Origin of the sequence: Actinomadura rubrobrunea NBRC 15275, from assembly GCF_001552235.1 — a bacterium.
Classification (GTDB): domain Bacteria; phylum Actinomycetota; class Actinomycetes; order Streptosporangiales; family Streptosporangiaceae; genus Spirillospora; species Spirillospora viridilutea.
In genome coordinates, this window is record NZ_BCQU01000065.1 from 1 (window position 1) to 15,093 (window position 15,093).

Here is a 15,093-nt window from a genome sequence, read left to right on the forward strand (position 1 = left end):
CCGCCGCCCGCCGGGGCAGTGGCTCCTGCGCGGCGCGCAGCCCGCCGCGGGGGACGCGGGCGCCGGGGCGGGCGCGGCCCCGGGGTCCCGAGGGTCGTGAGATCGGCCACGGCCGCGCCCGCGAGCGCAGGTCCCGGTCCTAGAGTGGTCGGGCCGTGAACACAGACCCCAGTGCGCAGCGCCCCGATCCCGACGTCGCCCCCGCCGGCGCCGCCCCCGACGTCGCCCCCCTGCGGTTCCGGCAGGTGATGGGCAGGTTCGCCACCGGCGTCGCCGTCGTCACCACGGTGGCCGACGGCGTCGACCACGGGATGACCGTCAACGCGTTCACCTCGGTGTCCCTGGAGCCGCCGCTGGTGCTGTTCTGCGTCGACAGGACCGCCCGCTTCCACGACATGGTGCTGGACAGCGGGCTGTGGGCGGTGTCGGTGCTGACCGAGGGCATGCGGGACGTCTCGCGCTGGTTCGCGACCCGCGGGCACCGTGTGGACGGCCGGCTGCGCGCCTGGGGGCACCGGCGCGGAGCCGCCACCGGCGCCGTGATCTTCACGGGCGCGGTGGCCGCGCTGGAGTGCCGGACGTACGCGGTGCACGACGGCGGCGACCACAGCATCGTGGTCGGCGAGGTCCTCGACCTGGACACGCCCGACCCGTCCGGCAAACCGCTGCTCTACTACGAGGGCGAGTACCGAGGCATCTCCTGGGCCTGAGCCCCCGCGGGCCCGCTCGGCCCGGCGGGCGCCGGGTCAGCCGGCGAGCGGCGCGGGGGTGGTGTCGGCCTCCACGGCCCGCGCGGGAGCGCGGTAGCCGCGGACGCCCAGGCACGCGACCGCGCCCAGCAGGACGGCCGCGACGGGCACCGCGATGGTCGGCTTGAGCGCGTGCACGAACCCGTGCGCGAACACCTGGGCGGCCGTGTCGTGCACGCGCTGCGCGATGGCCGGAGGCACGCCCGCCGACAGGTGGTGCGCCCCGGTCTGCCCGGGGCCGACCTCCAGCCCGCCCTTGGCCGCGTCCGCGAACCCGGTCACGAACCGGTCCCGCAGCGCCGCGGGCACCGCGCCCGACCGCGCCACCGCCTCGTCCCGCAGCGCCGACGCCAGCCGGTTCTGCAGGACGGCGCCGACGACCGCGCTGCCCAGCACCGAGCCGACCTGCCGGACGGTGTTGTTGACGCCCGCGGCCGCGCCCGCCATCCGCGGCGGCACGTTGCGCGTCGCCTCGGTGGTCATGGGCGCGAACACCCCGCCGATCCCGACGCCCGACAGCAGCTGCGGCGCCAGGAACACCGGCCAGGAGGCGCCCACCCGCGCGACCGCCGCCAGCCACACCGTGCCCAGCGCGTACAGCACCAGCCCGCCCATCAGGATGTACTTGCCGCCGAACCGGTCCGTCAGCCGTCCCGTCAGCGGCGCCAGCAGCACGGACACCGCCGCCGACGGCGCCATGATCAGCCCGGCGCCCAGGGCGCTGTGGCCCAGCACCGACTGCAGATAGATCGTCATCGGCAGGAACATGCCGATCATGCCGACCGACACGGTGGCGCCGACGAACGTCAGCACGGCGAAGTTGCGGTCGCGCACCAGCGCGAACGGCACCAGCGGCTCGCGGTCCTGCCGGGTGCGCTGGTGCAGCAGGAACACGGCGGACAGCACGGCGGCGGCGCCGATCAGGCCCCAGATCCACGGGGCCCACGCGTACTTCTCGCCCTCGGTGAGCGCGAACGTCAGGCAGAACAGCGCGGCGGTGGCCAGCAGCACGCCGGTCACGTCGAAGCGGTGCCGCACGGTGCGGCGCCGGGCGGGCAGGATCGCCGCGGCCATGGCCAGCACCAGCGCGCCGATCGGCAGGTTGACGAAGAAGATCCACCGCCAGTCCAGGGCGGTGACCAGCAGGCCGCCGACGGTCGGCCCGGCGATGGTGGACACCCCCGCCACCGCGCCCCACACGCCGAGCGCGGCGCCGCGCCGCTCGGGCGGGAACGTGTCGATGATCAGCGCCATGGTCTGCGGCATGAGCAGCGCCGCGCCCAGGCCCTGCACCGACCGCGCGCCGATCAGCCAGGCCGGGTCCTGCGCCAGCCCGCACGCCAGGCTGGCCAGCGTGAACACGGCGACCCCCGTGATGAACAGGGTCTTCTTGCCCACCAGGTCGCCGAGCCGGCCGCCGGTGATCAGCAGCACGGCCAGCACCAGCACGTAGGCGTTGAGCACCCACAGCGTCTCGTCCAGCGAGGCGCCCAGCTTGTCGATCATGCTCGGGATCGCGATGTTCACGATCGTCAGGTCGAGCAGCGTCATGAAGAACCCGAGCGACAGCGTGAGCAGGACCGCCCACGGGTCGCCGCGCCAGCGCGTCATTGCGAGGTCTCCTCGTCCGACCTGTCGCCGCGCGGGCGACAGGTGGTCAGTCGGTCATCGTCGGCCCAGGTCATCCGCCCCTCGGCGAGGTCGTCCACGAGCGCCCGAACGTACTGCGGCTCGGTGCGGACGCGGGCGATGTTCAGCTCCATGTCCAGGAGCCGGTACCGCTCCACGCCGCGCTTGCGCAGCGCCTCATACGCGTTCTGGTGCCCGCCCAGCAGGAACTCAAGCGCGGTGCACCGGGCCTGCAGGTGCAGGACGACCTCGTCTTCCGGCCGCAGGTCGACGATGCCGCCGCGGACGTGACGCGGACCACAGCCCATGATGCGGGCCCACAACGCGACGAGGGCTCCCCACGCCGTTGTGGGAAGCCCTCGTGGCTCGTGTCGGCCGCGCCGCTTACACGACCGCCTCACGCGGTGCGGACCGGGCGGGATCGGACGTGGCGGCCGACGACAGCGCCTCCTCCAGCCGGTCCAGGGCCCAGTCGAGGTCGGCCTGCTCGATCACCAGCGGCGGCGCCAGCCGCAGCGTGGTCTCGTGGGTCTCCTTGGCCAGCACGCCCAGCTCCATCAGCCGCTCGCTGACCGTCCGGGCCTTGCCGTACAGCTCGACGCCCGCCCACAGGCCGCGGCCGCGCACCTCGCGCACCAGGTCGGACGGCAGCTCGCCCAGCCGCCGGTGCATGTGGGCGCCGAGCTCGCGGGAGCGCTCCTGGTACTCGCCGGTCCGCAGCATGGCGATCACCTCCCGGGCGACCGCGCAGGCCAGCGGGTTGCCGCCGAACGTGGAACCGTGCTGGCCGGGCTTGAACACCCCCAGCACGTCTTCGTCGGCCACCACCGCCGACACCGGCACCAGGCCGCCGCCCAGCGCCTTGCCCAGCAGGTACATGTCCGGGACGACGTTCTCGTGCTCGACCGCGAACGTGGCGCCGGTGCGGCCGAGGCCCGACTGGATCTCGTCGGCGATCATCAGGGCGCCGTGCTCGGTGCACAGCTCGCGCACGGCGGTGAGGAACCCGCTCGGCGGCACGTTCACCCCGGCCTCGCCCTGGATCGGCTCGATCAGCACCCCGACCGTGGTCTCGTCCATGGCCGCGCGCAGCGCCGCCACGTCCCCGTACGGCACGGTGCGGAAGCCCGGCGTGTAGGGGCCGTAGGAGTTCTTCGCCTCCGGGTCGGTGGAGAAGCTGATGATCGTCGTCGTCCGGCCGTGGAAGTTGCCCTCGAACGTGATGATCGTGGCGCTGTCGGCGGGCACGCCGCGCACCTCGTAGCCCCACTTGCGGGCGGTCTTCAGCGCGGTCTCCACCGCCTCGGCGCCGCTGTTCATCGGCAGCACCATGTCCTTGCCGCACAGCTCGGCCAGCTCCGTGACGAACGGCCCGAACTGGTCGTGGTCGAACGCCCGGCTGACCAGCGTGACCCGCTCCAGCTGCCGGGTGAGCGCGGCCAGCAGCCGCGGGTTGCGGTGCCCGAAGTTGACGGCCGAGTACGCCGCCAGCATGTCCAGGTAGCGGCGGCCCTCCACGTCGGTCACCCACGCCCCCTCGGCCTCGGCGATCACGACCGGGAGCGGGTGGTAGGTGTGCGCGCCGTGCGCCTCGGACATGGCCCGCAGCCGTTCGGTACGAGACACGCAAGCTCCTTACAGCGGTGTGGACGCGTTATGGCACATGCGGGACCGTGCGCGGCGACCCTCCGGGCGACGGGCGCGGCGGACGCGGCGCCGCCGCGGGGCGGGCGCGGGCGGGCCTCGACCCGTGCGCGGGCGGTGCCCGGTGCGCCGGACGGTGGCCGGCGGTCCACTCACAGCGTATGTTCGGGAGGAACCGCCGACCATTGAGGAAAGTCGACTTCGAGGGAGATATTCGTTGCGTCTTGACGAGATCGACCGTCGAATCGTTGCAGAGCTGCTGGAGAACGGCCGCGCCTCGTACGCGCAGATCGGCGACGCGGTGGGGCTGTCGGCCCCGGCGGTGAAACGGCGGGTCGACCGGCTGCGCGCGGAGCGCGTGATCACCGGGTTCTCCGCGGTGGTGGACCCGGCCGCGCTGGGCTGGACCACCGAGGCGTTCATCGAGATCTTCTGCACCGGGGCGACGTCCCCGGAGGAGATCTACGCCAGCATCCGCAAGCATCCGGAGGTGGTCGCGGCCTACACCGTCAGCGGCGACGCCAGCGCGCTGGTGCACGTGCGCGCGCGCGACATCCAGCACCTCGAGCAGGCCCTGGAGCGGCTGCGCCGCGAGGACAACATCACCGCCACCAAGACCGCCATCGTGCTGTCGCGGCTGATCGGCCGTCCCACCGACTCCCCCGAGCGGCCCGCCGAAGTTACCGAGCGGTAAGCTCCACGCATGGAGTTCGCCACCGCCGATCTGATCGACGAGTTCGGGGACGAGCTGCGCAGCTGCGAGACGCAGTTCCGCCAGTACGGGGGCCGTACGACGTTCGCCGGCCCGGTCGCCACGGTGCGCTGCCGGCACGACAACGGCCTGGTCAAACGGCTGCTGAACGGCCCGGGCGACGGGCGCGTGCTCGTCGTCGACGGCGGCGGCTCGCTGAAGACGGCGCTCATGGGCGACCTGATCGCGGGGGCCGCCGTCCGCAACGGCTGGGCCGGCGTCGTGATCAACGGCGCGGTCCGCGACGTCGCCGCGCTGCGCACGCTGGACCTGGGCGTCAAGGCGCTCGGCTCCAACCCGCGCAAGAGCGCCAAGGACGCCGCCGGGGAGGTGGACGTCCCGGTGGCCTTCGGCGGCGTCGAGTTCCGGCCGGGCGACTGGCTCTACAGCGACGAGGACGGCATCGTCCTCGCCGAACGCGACCTGCTGAGCTGAGCCCGCCGCGCGGCGAAGAGCCGCGGAACGGGGCGCGCCGCTCCCCGGTCTGACCGGGCATGACAGTGATCAAGGACGTGCGCGCCGAACGCGGCGGACGCGTGGTGCTCTCGTTCGGACCCGACGGCTTCGCGGCCGACGGCGAGACCTGGAACGACGCGCTGGACCGCTGGGCCCGGCGGCTGTTCGGCACCAAGAAGCTGCTCATCGCGCTGGGTCTGGCGATCCTGCTGTCCTTCCCCGCCATGGGCGTCGTCAAGGCACTGGGCGAGTCCGACGCCGTCGTCATGGCGGTCGGCGCACCGCCCCTGCTGCTGTTGCTGTACTTCCTGGTCGGGGTCCTGCTGCACGCCGCCGGCGAGGCGCTCGCCTGGGCGGTGGCGATCGTGTCGCTGCCCCTCCTGCTGATCCCGGCGTACCGCCGGTGGCTGTTCGGCTCGCGGCCGCCCCTGCGGGAGCGGCCCGGGTTCGTCCACGCCGGGTGGGTCGCGCAGGCGCAGGTCACCGCCGACGGCGCCGATGTCGCGGTGACGCTGCACTTCACCAACGGGGCCCGGGCGCGGTACACGGCGCGCGGCGCCGCGGGACGGGACCTGGCGGCCCGATTCCGGCGCCTCCTCGGCGACCGCCTTGTGCCCCGCTGAACCGCCGTCCGCCCAGCTCGCCCGCGCCTCCTGTCGGGAGCTGCCAGGGGCGGCACGACAAGATCGTTGAAGTCGGCTATTGCCCCGCAAACCGGGCGTTTTTACCGTCTCACCGACCTTTGAGAGGCAGGGGAGACATGCTCGCCCGAAACAGACTGGCGGCGTCCGCCGCCGCGGGGCTGGCGCTGGCGACCGTGCTGGCGGCGCCCGCCGCGGCGCAACCGCGACCGAAGATTCCCGAGCCGACCCCCAACCCCTGGCAGATGCGCCACTGGCCGAAGACCCAGCCGTGGCAGGAGAGCCAGCGGACGCGCACCTTCGCGGCCGGGCGTCCGCGCCCCATCGACCCGCAGGACTACGAGCTGCCCGACACGATGACGTGGGACGACTACAAGCCCGTCCCAGGCACGAACTGGGCCGACCCCTCGCGCAAGGGCTCGGTGCGGAACTTCAAGGGCGCCGTGGTGCTGGTCGACTACCCCAACCAGCCGTTCGTGGTGACCCAGCCGAAGAACTCCACCATCTTCGGCAACCCCTCGCTCGTCGGGAACATCCCGCGCGAGCAGGTCCCGCAGTTCTACCAGGACTTCCTCAACAAGCCGCAGCCCCTCAACCACGGGCACACGCTGCACGAGTACTGGATGGAGGACTCCGGCGGACGCTACGGCGTGGAGCTGACCGCGTTCGGCGTGTACCGCATGCCCGCCAAGGACCACGAGTACGGCGTCGACTCCATGCAGGGCGGCACCGGCTGCCCGACCGGCGACACCTGCCGCCGCGACCTGCGCCGCGACGCCCGCGCCGCCTGGATCGCCGACGTGGGCGAGGAGAAGGCCGCCGAGTTCGACTTCGTCTTCTACCTGTCGGCCGGGCAGGACGAGTCGTCCACCTGGGAGGAGTTCGGGCGGATGAAGTTCGCCTCCAAGGAGGACGTCCCGCCCGAGTGGGGGCCGCAGGACCCGAACCTGCCCAACTGGGTGAAGACCCGCTACGTCGACTGGACGTCCTGGGCCGCCGGCTCCACCATCTGGCCGAACGCGGTGACCGGCAGCTCCACGCAGGCCGAAAGCTCCGGCATGGGCGTGTTCGCCCACGAGTTCAGCCACATCCTCGGCATCGGCGACAACTACAACAACCCGTACGGCGAGCCGCCCCGCCGCTCGTACTCGGGCCCGTGGGAGATGCTCAGCCGCGGCTCGTTCAACGGCCCCGGCGGCCCGCACAGCCGGTGGACGATCCCCGCCACCGGCGGCGGCTCCATGGGCGCCCAGCACATGCTGCGCAACAAGCTCAAGCTCGGCATCGTCGACGAGTCCAAGGTCCTGCAGATCAGCCGGGACGCCCTCGCCGCGTCCGGTGTCGTGGTCGCCAAGGTGACGGCCCGCGCCGTCCAGCCCGGCAAGGGCGAGCTGGCGGGCATCAACCTCAAGCTCGGCGAGGGCGGCGACAAGAGCCCCGCCTGCGACCCCGCCGCCGACCCGCTGTGCGACGGCGGCGGCTACGACAACTACACCGTCGAGGTCGTCGACCGGATGGGCTTCGACTCGTTCACGCCCGACTCCGGCGTGCTGATCGCCAAGACCAAGGACCGCGACAACGCCCCGTTCATCTGGGTGAAGGACGCCAACCCGCAGGACATCGACAAGGTCGACTACGTCCTGCCGGACGGCCGGCCGCAGAAGCTGACGATCGGCGACTACCGGCAGCTGTCGGACGCGCTGTTCCACGCGGGCACCGACTCCGGCAGCGAGTTCGAGTACGTCGACGAGGCCAACCGCCTGCACTTCTACGTGATCGACCTGAAGCGCGACAAGCGCGGTGTCCTCTCGTACACCGTCGCCGTCCGCTCCCTGGACGGCGCCGGCCCCGCCCGCCGCGGCGTCCGCGTCGGCTCCGCCACGGTCCGGTCCGCCCGCTCCGGCTGGGTCAAGTGCACCCTCCCGCTGCGCAACACCGGCAAGGGCGGCACGGGCTACAGCGCCGCCGACGTCTTCCGCCTGAAGGCGAGCTCCGCGAAGTGGGAGACGTGGCTGCCCAACGCCCTGGCCACCGCGAAGGCCGGAGCCTCCACCACCGTCGAGGTCTGGGCCAAGCCGTCCCCCGGCGCGTCCCGCAAGGCCGACGTGAAACTGACCGCCACGTCCGAAAGCGACCCCACCAAGACCTCGACCGGCACCTGCCGAATCCGCTGACGAAGAGGCCGTCCGGGCGGCCGAGCGCCGCCCGGACACCTCCCTACACTCGAACGGTGACGTCTCGCGGACTTCCCTCCACGCGCATTCCGTCGGACGAACAGATCCGTGCCCTGCACGAGAAGTACGCGCCGACCCAGGAAGCGTTCGAGTTGGTCTACACGCATTGCCGGATCGTCTGCGAGGTGGCGGAGCAGCTCATGGCGCGTCAGCGCCTGGACGTTGACGCCGACCTCGTGCGCGCCGGCTGCCTCCTGCACGACATCGGCGTCTACCAGCTGTACACGCCGTCCGGCGAACTGGACCACGCGACCTACGTCCGCCACGGCGTCCTCGGCCACGAGCTGCTGCGAGAGCTGGGATACCCCGACGTGCTGTGCCGCTTCTGCTCCTGCCACACCGGCGTCGGGATCACCCGCGACGACATCGTCGCCCAGTGCCTGCCCATCCCGCCGGGCGACTACGTCGCCGAGACCGCCGAAGAGGAACTCGTCATGTACGCCGACAAGTTCCACAGCAAGACGACGCCGCCCGTGTTCGTCACCGCCGCCGCCTTCACCGAGAAGATCAGCCGCTTCGGCGAGGCCAAAGCCCGGGAGTTCGCCCGCATGCGCTCCCGCTACGGCGACCCCGACCTCACCCCCTTGGCCGCCGCCTACGGCCACTCCGTCCGCTGACCGGGCTCCCTGCCTGCTCCGCAGGGCACACCTGCGGTCTGAAGACGGAGCGCTGCGGACGAATCCAGTGGCGGGTGCCACGCAACTGCATGAGCGGTCCGAGCATGTGCGCTGTTCAGTGCGCACCCGGGGCGGGGGCTAGTCGCGGGTGTTGGTTTGGATCTCGCTGACGATGAGGGGGGACGTGGAGGTCGAGGACATGTCGTCCAGGGTTCCTCCGGCCTGGTCGCAGGCGCCGGTGCAGGTCCAGTTGACCCGCCAGGTGATGGTGGCGCTGATCGTGTACGCGCCGCCGGGGCGGCCCGCCGAGGAGCGGTTGTAGGTGTAGCCGCAGTCGGTGCCCTTCGGCGAGCCCGCGGTGGTGCAGGTGACCGTGTTCTCTCCCATGTTCCAGACGACCGACTGCGGTTCCGCCGTGGCGGTGACGGTCTGGCCGCCCGCCGAGGCCCGTGCCACCCGTGGAGCGAAGTCCTGGCGGTCGATCCAGAGGGAGGTGCGCACCTTCACGTAGGTGCGCGGGCTCGGGGCGGTGTGGATGGTCGGCGTCGGGATCGTGAGCTGGTCGCGCGCCATCTCGGCGACGGCTGCGGTGGGCACGACCTCGGCGGGCTCCGGGGTGTCGTCGACGAGGTTGCAGGCGAAGGCGCCCTCTTCCTCCGGGCAGCCGAGGTCCTCGTCCACGGGGACGGCGCCGCCGCCGGTGGGGGCGCCGCCACCGCCTCCGCCGCCGGAACCCGGGCGGACCGAGCCGCCGCCGGCGCAGACGCGGACCGTCCGCCCGCCCTGGTCGACGCAGGGGGCGGCCGAGGCGGTCCGCGGGAGGAGGAGCAGCGCACCCGCGGGCAGCAGGCTCAGGGCGAGGGCGGCGGCGGTCGGCCGCGTCGGAGTGGTCAGCATTTCTTCCCCAGCGTGGCTTTGAAGGCTTTCCAGGTGCCCGCCTCGTACTTCATGAACACCTGGTAGAGCGCCGTACCGCCGGGCAGGCTGCCGAGCCGTTCGCCGGTCTTGGCGGAGTAGCGGTAGGCGCCGAGGGTCCGGACGCAGTCAAGAACGATCACCTGCGTCCCGTCGGTGCTGCGGCCCTGGATCTTCGGATTGAGGACGTTGGTGAAGCGCCAGAATTCGCCTTTGGCCTTGGTCCGCTCCACGTCCTCGGTGACGGTGGACAGGAGCGGGTCGGCGGCGACGTCCGCGAGCGGGGCGGGGTCGTTGGTCTCGTACACCTGCTTGTAGACGCGCTGGTATTCGCGGTAGCGCTGCAGGACGACCCGGTCGACCTGGGCGGTCGGAAGGGCCGACGGCGGGGCGGCGGTCGCGGCGGGCGGGGCGGAGGCGCCGCCGAAGGTGCCGCTCGGCCGGAAGGCGCCGTCGGACGACGATGACCGCCCGCAGGCGGCCGTCGCGACGGTCAGGACGAGGGCGAGGCATGCGCAGCGGGCGGGCCCGGAGTCGCGGAACAGGCCAATCAACCGGGCGCGCATCGCCATCCCTGATCACGCAGCCGACAACGGGGCGGAGTACGGCCGCAAGCTTACAGAGGGGCTGGAGAGCGGAAAAGAGCTTCGTTGGCATGCCCCGTCATGGACGCGAAAAGGTAAAGCGACGGTGTTGTCCGAACTGGCACGATGTGTCCGTGATTGAAGTGCAGGAACTGACGAAACGGTTCGGGACGGTCCGGGCCGTGGACGGTGTGAGCTTCACGGCCCGGCCGGGGGAGGTGACCGGGTTCCTCGGGCCGAACGGGGCGGGCAAGACGACGACCCTCAGGATGCTGCTCGGGCTGGTGACGCCCACGTCCGGGCGGGCCCTGATCAACGGGCGCCGGTACGCCGAGCTGGAACGGCCCGTGATGGAGGTGGGGGCCGCGCTGGAGGCGACCGGGTTCAACCCAGGGCGCACCGCGCGCGACCACCTGAAGGTCGCGTGCATGGCGGCGGGGCTGCCGTTGCGGCGCGCGGACGAGGCGCTGGAGGCGACCGGGCTCGCGGAGGCGGCCGACCGGAGGGTGATCGGGTTCTCGCTGGGCATGCGGCAGCGGCTGGCGCTGGCGGAGGCGACCCTCGGCGAGCCCCGCGTGCTGATCCTGGACGAGCCGGCCAACGGCCTGGACCCGGCGGGGATCCACTGGCTGCGGGAGTTCCTGCGGCATCTGGCGGGCCAGGGCTGCACGGTGCTGGTGTCGAGCCACGTGCTGGCGGAGGTGGAGCAGGTCGCCGACCACGTGGTGATCGTCGCGCGGGGGCGGGTGCTGCGGGACGCGCCGCTGGCCGAGCTGGTCCGGCGCGGTGAGCTCACGGTGCGGACGCGGCAGCCCGAGGAGCTGCGGCGGGCGCTGGAGGACGCGGGCGCCGCCGTGCGGGCCGAGGACGGCCTGCTGCGGGTGAGCGGCGTGGACGCCGAGCGGGTCGGGCGCGCCGCGCTGGAGGTCGGGGCGGTGCTGACGGAGCTGGTCGAGGAGCGGTCCGGGCTGGAGGACGTCTTCCTGGAGCTGACCCGGGCGGAGATGGGGGAGACGCAGTGATCCGGTTGATTCGGGCGGAGCTGCTGAAGATCCGGTCCACCCGGATGTGGCTCGGCATGCTGGGCCTCAGCGTGGGGTTCTCGCTGCTCGGGCTGGGGTTCTACCTCGCGCTCGCGGGCGTCGAGATGGAGGGCGGGCAGTCGCTGCCGCCGGTCACCGACCCGGACATGGTGCGCGCGATCTACGCCAGCGCCAGCAGCGGGGTGCTGTTCATGATGATCCTCGGGATCATCGGGATCAGCGGCGAGTACCGGCACGGGACGATCACGCAGGCGTTCCTGGTGACGCCGCGGCGGGGCCGGCTGCTGGCGGCCAAGCTGGTGTCGTACTTCGTGTTCGGGCTGGGGTTCGGCCTGGCGACGGTGCTGGCGACGGTGGCGGTGGCGGTGCCCGGGCTGGCGATCCGCGGCGGGTCGGCGTCGCTGCTCGACCACGACGTCCCGACGATCCTGGGCGGGACGGTGCTCGCGATGGGCCTGTACGCGCTGGTCGGTCTCGGGCTGGGCGCGCTGATCCGCAACCAGGTCGCGGCGATCCTGGTGGCGGTCGGCTGGGTGCAGATCGTCGAGGCGATCGTGACGGTGGCGGTGCCGCAGGTGGGGCAGTGGCTCCCGGGCGGAGCGGTGCGCGCGGTCACCAGGACGACCGGCGGGTTCGGCGGCCTGGACGAGCTGAACACCCTGCCCGTGTGGGGCGGTGTGCTGCTGCTTCTGGCCTACGGGCTGGTGTTCGCGGCGATCGCGGCGGTCACCACGGTCCGCCGCGACATCACCTGAGGCCCCGCTTGACCTGAACCGCGCTTGAGGTTGCAGCCTCGTCGGGACGAGGTTCCCGAACGGGAGGGCTCAACCGTGCGAGCGGTGTGGTTGAAGGAGTTCGGCGGGCCCGAGGTGCTCGTCGCAGGTGAAGCCCCGGACCCCGCGGCGGGGCCGGGGCAGGCGGTCGTCGACGTGGCGTTCGCCAACATCACGTTCATAGAGACGCGGTTCCGCGCGACCGGCGACGGGCCGTTCAAGGCGCAGCCGCCGATGATCCTCGGCAACGGCGTCGGCGGTGTCGTGGCGGCGGTGGGCGACGGCGTTGACCCGGGGCTGGTGGGCAAGCGGGTGGTGACCGGCACCGGCGGTTCGGGCGGGTACGCCGAACGGGTCGCGGTGGACGCGGCGGGCTTGTACGTGGTGCCCGACGCGCTGGAGATGGACACCGCGGTCGCACTGCTGGCCGACGGGCGCACCGCCATGTTGCAGCTGCGGGCCGGCGCCCCGCGCGCGGGGGAGCGCGTGTTGGTGGAGGCGGCCGCGGGAGGCGTCGGGACGCTGCTGGTGCAGCTCGCCAAGGCGGCCGGGGCGACGGTCGTCGCGGCGGCGGGCGGTCCGCGCAAGCTGGAGGTGGCGCGGGAGCTCGGCGCCGACGAGACCGTCGACTACCTGAAGCCGGACTGGACCGAGCACCTCGACGGGGTGGACGTCGTCTTCGACGGCGTCGGCGGCGCCGTGGCGCGTGCCGCGTTCCGGCTTCTGCGCCCGGGGGGACGCATGGTCAGCTACGGCCTTGCCAGCGGCGAGTGGGCCGACGTGTCCGAGGAGGAGGCGGCCGAGCGCGGCGTGACCCTGGTCAAGCCGCAGGTGACGCCCGAGCTGCTGCGCGAGAGCACCGAGAGCGCGCTCGCCGAGGCCGCCGCCGGACGGCTGCGTCCGCTGATCGGCCAGCGGTTCCCGCTGGAACGCGCCGCGGACGCGCACGCGGCCATCGAGGCGCGCGCGACCGTCGGCAAGACCCTGCTGGAGGTGCGGTGATGGAGAGGCTCAAGGTCGGGGTCGGACTGTCGTCGGCGGACCCGCGGCTGATCCCGCAGGCGCGGCTCGCCGAGGAGGCCGGGCTGGAGTCGGTGTGGACGGGGGACCACTTGATCGCGGTGAAGCCGTTCCTCGACAGCACGCTGCGGCTGGCCGCGGCCGCGGCCGCGACCGAACGCATCAAGCTCGGCTTCGGCGTGATGGTGCTGGCGCTGCGTCCGGTCGCGTGGGCGGCCAAGCAGATCGCGACCCTGCAGCACCTGTCGGGCGGGCGGGTGCTGCTGGGCGTCGGCGCGGGCGGGGCCGTGCACGGTGACGCGGCATGGAAGGCCGTGGGCGTCCCCTACGCCGAACGCGGCAGGCGCACCGACGCCGCGCTGGAGGTCCTGCCGGACCTGGTCGAGGGCAGGCCCGCGATCGTCAACGGCGAACAGGTCACGCTGGAGCCGGGCGCGCCCATGCCGCCGCTGCTCATCGGCGGCGGGCTCGGCAAGGGGACGACACGCCGCCTGCTGCGGTTCGGGGGCGAGTGGTACGCGGGGTTCCCCACGCCGGGCGCCCTCAAGGACGCGGCGGCGCGGCTGGCGGAACTGGCCGCCGAGCAGGGCCGCCCGGCACCGAAGCTGACCGCCAGCGTCAGCATCGGCCTGGGAGGCCTTCCCGCGTCCGTGGTCGACGCCCAGGTGCGAGGGCTGATGCAGTACGGCATGCCGGAAGAGGCAGCGCGCAACGCGCTGGCCGTGGGAAGCCCCGCACAGGCCGCCGAACGCGTGGCCGCGTTGGCGGAAGCGGGGGCGCACCGCGTCATCGGCCTGCCCTTCGGAGGAGACCCGTTGCGCCAGATCGAACTGCTGGGGGAGACGGCGCGTCTGCTCGCGGCTTGAGGCCGGTGAGGAAGGTGTGCAGCGCGCGCTCGTAGGCGGCCGGGGCCACGTTCCACGCCTCGGTGTGGTCCGCCCGGGCCGAGACGTGGGTCACCAGCCCTTTGGGCGCGCGTTCGGCGAACTCGTAAGACGGGCGGTTGTCCACCATGGAATCGGAGTCCGTGGTGAACAGCAGCACCGGGGTCTTCAGGTCGGGGGCGTACCGGCGCTGGTCGTAGTCGGCCAGGTCGATGCCGGTACGCCATTGCAGGACGCGTTTGGCCGCCGCGGTGACGAAGCCCGGCAGGTTACGGGCGGAGGCCTGCTTGTCGAGGGTGGCGTTCCAATCCATCACCGGGGAGTCGAGCACCACGCCTTGGATGAACCCCGGGTCGTCGGAGCGGCGCAGGGTCGTCATCACCATCGCCCCGCCCATCGACCATCCGTACAGCACCACCCCCGTGGCGCCCTGGGAGCGCGCGTACGCCACGGCGGACGCGACATCCCGCCATTCGGTGTCGCCCAGGTGGTTGCGGCGGTCCGGTGAAGGGGGCGCCCCGACGTCGTTGCGGTAGGCGATGGACAGCATGGGCAGCCCCAGGCGGTGCACGGCCGGCATGGCGCGGAACGTTTCGGCTCTGTCCGCGTTGCGTCCGTGCACCGCGATGACCCATGTCGTCCGGGAGGTCCTGCCAGGCAGGAACCACGCGGGCATCGCGCCGACCTGCGTGGGATAGGTGACGTCCCGGAACTCCAAGCCCAGCGCGCGCCGGGGGTCCCCCTCGTACACCCAGTGGTCGAAGTGGACGCGTGCGCCCTTGACGAGCGTGCCGTGGGAGACGCTCGTCACCTTACGGACGACGCTGCGCGCGTCTTGGCTCACCACTGGACCCAGCAGCGCGCGTCCGCCTTTCCACGCCAACCCCCACGTGCCCGGCCGTACGGTTGCCTCGTCCCGGGGGAGCGTCACGGTGCCGTCCCCGACGTCCAGCACGGTCAGAGGGAACTGCTTGTCGTGCGACACTTCGGTGGCGACACCGGAGAAGTACCAGCCGGCCCCGGTCGTCCCGAGGCCCAGCACGACGACGGCGGCCAGCGCCGCGGTCAGCAGACCTCGTCCACCGCGGTGGCGACGTCGGGCTGGAGGAGTGACAGGGGGCTCGGCGACAGAGACCGCTTCGTCCGACATGAG

16 protein-coding genes are annotated in these 15,093 nt (G+C 72.7%); 10 read left to right on the top strand and 6 right to left on the bottom strand.

Going from position 1 to position 15,093, the window contains the following annotated elements; genetic code table 11:
• Positions 1–155: 155 nt before the first annotated feature.
• Complete coding sequence (locus tag AR3_RS19665; RefSeq protein WP_227022958.1) at positions 156–710, top strand: flavin reductase family protein; 555 nt, start codon at positions 156–158, stop codon at positions 708–710.
• A gap of 36 nt (positions 711–746) precedes the next feature.
• Here the strand turns inward: AR3_RS19665 and AR3_RS19670 are convergent, their stop codons facing one another.
• The 3 genes from AR3_RS19670 to rocD form a co-directional block, all read right to left on the bottom strand.
• On the bottom strand, positions 747–2,360 hold the full coding sequence (locus tag AR3_RS19670; RefSeq protein ID WP_067915701.1) for a DHA2 family efflux MFS transporter permease subunit: 1,614 nt from the start codon (positions 2,358–2,360) through the stop codon (positions 747–749).
• Positions 2,357–2,701 (bottom strand): hypothetical protein, encoded by a 345-nt coding sequence (locus tag AR3_RS19675; protein WP_067915702.1) that lies wholly within the window; start codon positions 2,699–2,701, stop codon positions 2,357–2,359. Before AR3_RS19675 ends, AR3_RS19670 begins: the two co-directional genes overlap by 4 nt.
• A gap of 61 nt (positions 2,702–2,762) precedes the next feature.
• Positions 2,763–3,977 carry an ornithine--oxo-acid transaminase gene (rocD, locus tag AR3_RS19680; RefSeq protein ID WP_217998652.1) on the bottom strand — a complete coding sequence of 405 codons (1,215 nt, stop codon included), beginning with the start codon at positions 3,975–3,977 and terminating at the stop codon, positions 2,763–2,765.
• 262 nt (positions 3,978–4,239) lie between these two features.
• On the opposite strand from rocD, the gene AR3_RS19685 reads away from it, so the two are divergent.
• The 5 genes from AR3_RS19685 to AR3_RS19705 all read left to right on the top strand — a co-directional run bounded on the left by AR3_RS19685 (position 4,240) and on the right by AR3_RS19705 (position 8,721).
• On the top strand, positions 4,240–4,716 hold the full coding sequence (locus tag AR3_RS19685) for an Lrp/AsnC family transcriptional regulator (RefSeq protein ID WP_067915704.1): 477 nt from the start codon (positions 4,240–4,242) through the stop codon (positions 4,714–4,716).
• 9 nt (positions 4,717–4,725) lie between these two features.
• On the top strand, positions 4,726–5,208 hold the full coding sequence (gene rraA / locus AR3_RS19690) for a ribonuclease E activity regulator RraA (RefSeq protein WP_067915705.1): 483 nt from the start codon (positions 4,726–4,728) through the stop codon (positions 5,206–5,208).
• A 59-nt stretch (positions 5,209–5,267) separates the two neighbouring features.
• Complete coding sequence (locus tag AR3_RS19695) at positions 5,268–5,852, top strand: hypothetical protein (RefSeq protein WP_106258196.1); 585 nt, start codon at positions 5,268–5,270, stop codon at positions 5,850–5,852.
• A gap of 137 nt (positions 5,853–5,989) precedes the next feature.
• Complete coding sequence (locus AR3_RS19700) at positions 5,990–8,044, top strand: M6 family metalloprotease domain-containing protein (RefSeq protein WP_067915707.1); 2,055 nt, start codon at positions 5,990–5,992, stop codon at positions 8,042–8,044.
• Between the two features lie 56 nt (positions 8,045–8,100).
• Positions 8,101–8,721, top strand: coding sequence for an HDIG domain-containing metalloprotein (locus AR3_RS19705; RefSeq protein WP_067915708.1), 621 nt, complete (start codon positions 8,101–8,103; stop codon positions 8,719–8,721).
• Positions 8,722–8,859: 138 nt separating this feature from the next.
• On the opposite strand, the gene AR3_RS19710 is transcribed toward AR3_RS19705, so the two are convergent.
• A complete protein-coding gene (locus AR3_RS19710) occupies positions 8,860–9,618 on the bottom strand; it encodes a hypothetical protein (protein ID WP_067915709.1) in 759 nt (252 codons plus the stop codon).
• Positions 9,612–10,202, bottom strand: coding sequence for a hypothetical protein (locus tag AR3_RS19715; protein ID WP_146150180.1), 591 nt, complete (start codon positions 10,200–10,202; stop codon positions 9,612–9,614). The genes AR3_RS19710 and AR3_RS19715 overlap by 7 nt, the downstream gene beginning before the upstream one ends.
• A gap of 152 nt (positions 10,203–10,354) precedes the next feature.
• On the opposite strand from AR3_RS19715, the gene AR3_RS19720 reads away from it, so the two are divergent.
• The 4 genes from AR3_RS19720 to AR3_RS19735 all read left to right on the top strand — a co-directional run bounded on the left by AR3_RS19720 (position 10,355) and on the right by AR3_RS19735 (position 13,922).
• A complete protein-coding gene (locus tag AR3_RS19720) occupies positions 10,355–11,242 on the top strand; it encodes an ABC transporter ATP-binding protein (RefSeq protein ID WP_067915739.1) in 888 nt (295 codons plus the stop codon).
• A complete protein-coding gene (locus AR3_RS19725; protein ID WP_067915711.1) occupies positions 11,239–12,018 on the top strand; it encodes an ABC transporter permease in 780 nt (259 codons plus the stop codon). The genes AR3_RS19720 and AR3_RS19725 overlap by 4 nt, the downstream gene beginning before the upstream one ends.
• 84 nt (positions 12,019–12,102) lie before the next feature.
• On the top strand, positions 12,103–13,038 hold the full coding sequence (locus AR3_RS19730) for a zinc-binding dehydrogenase (RefSeq protein WP_313819726.1): 936 nt from the start codon (positions 12,103–12,105) through the stop codon (positions 13,036–13,038).
• On the top strand, positions 13,038–13,922 hold the full coding sequence (locus AR3_RS19735) for an LLM class flavin-dependent oxidoreductase (protein ID WP_067915713.1): 885 nt from the start codon (positions 13,038–13,040) through the stop codon (positions 13,920–13,922). Before AR3_RS19730 ends, AR3_RS19735 begins: the two co-directional genes overlap by 1 nt.
• Here the strand turns inward: AR3_RS19735 and AR3_RS19740 are convergent.
• Positions 13,843–15,090, bottom strand: a complete 1,248-nt coding sequence (locus AR3_RS19740; RefSeq protein WP_083951700.1) for an alpha/beta hydrolase family protein — start codon at positions 15,088–15,090, stop codon at positions 13,843–13,845. The genes AR3_RS19735 and AR3_RS19740 overlap by 80 nt on opposite strands.
• Positions 15,091–15,093 lie beyond the last annotated feature (3 nt).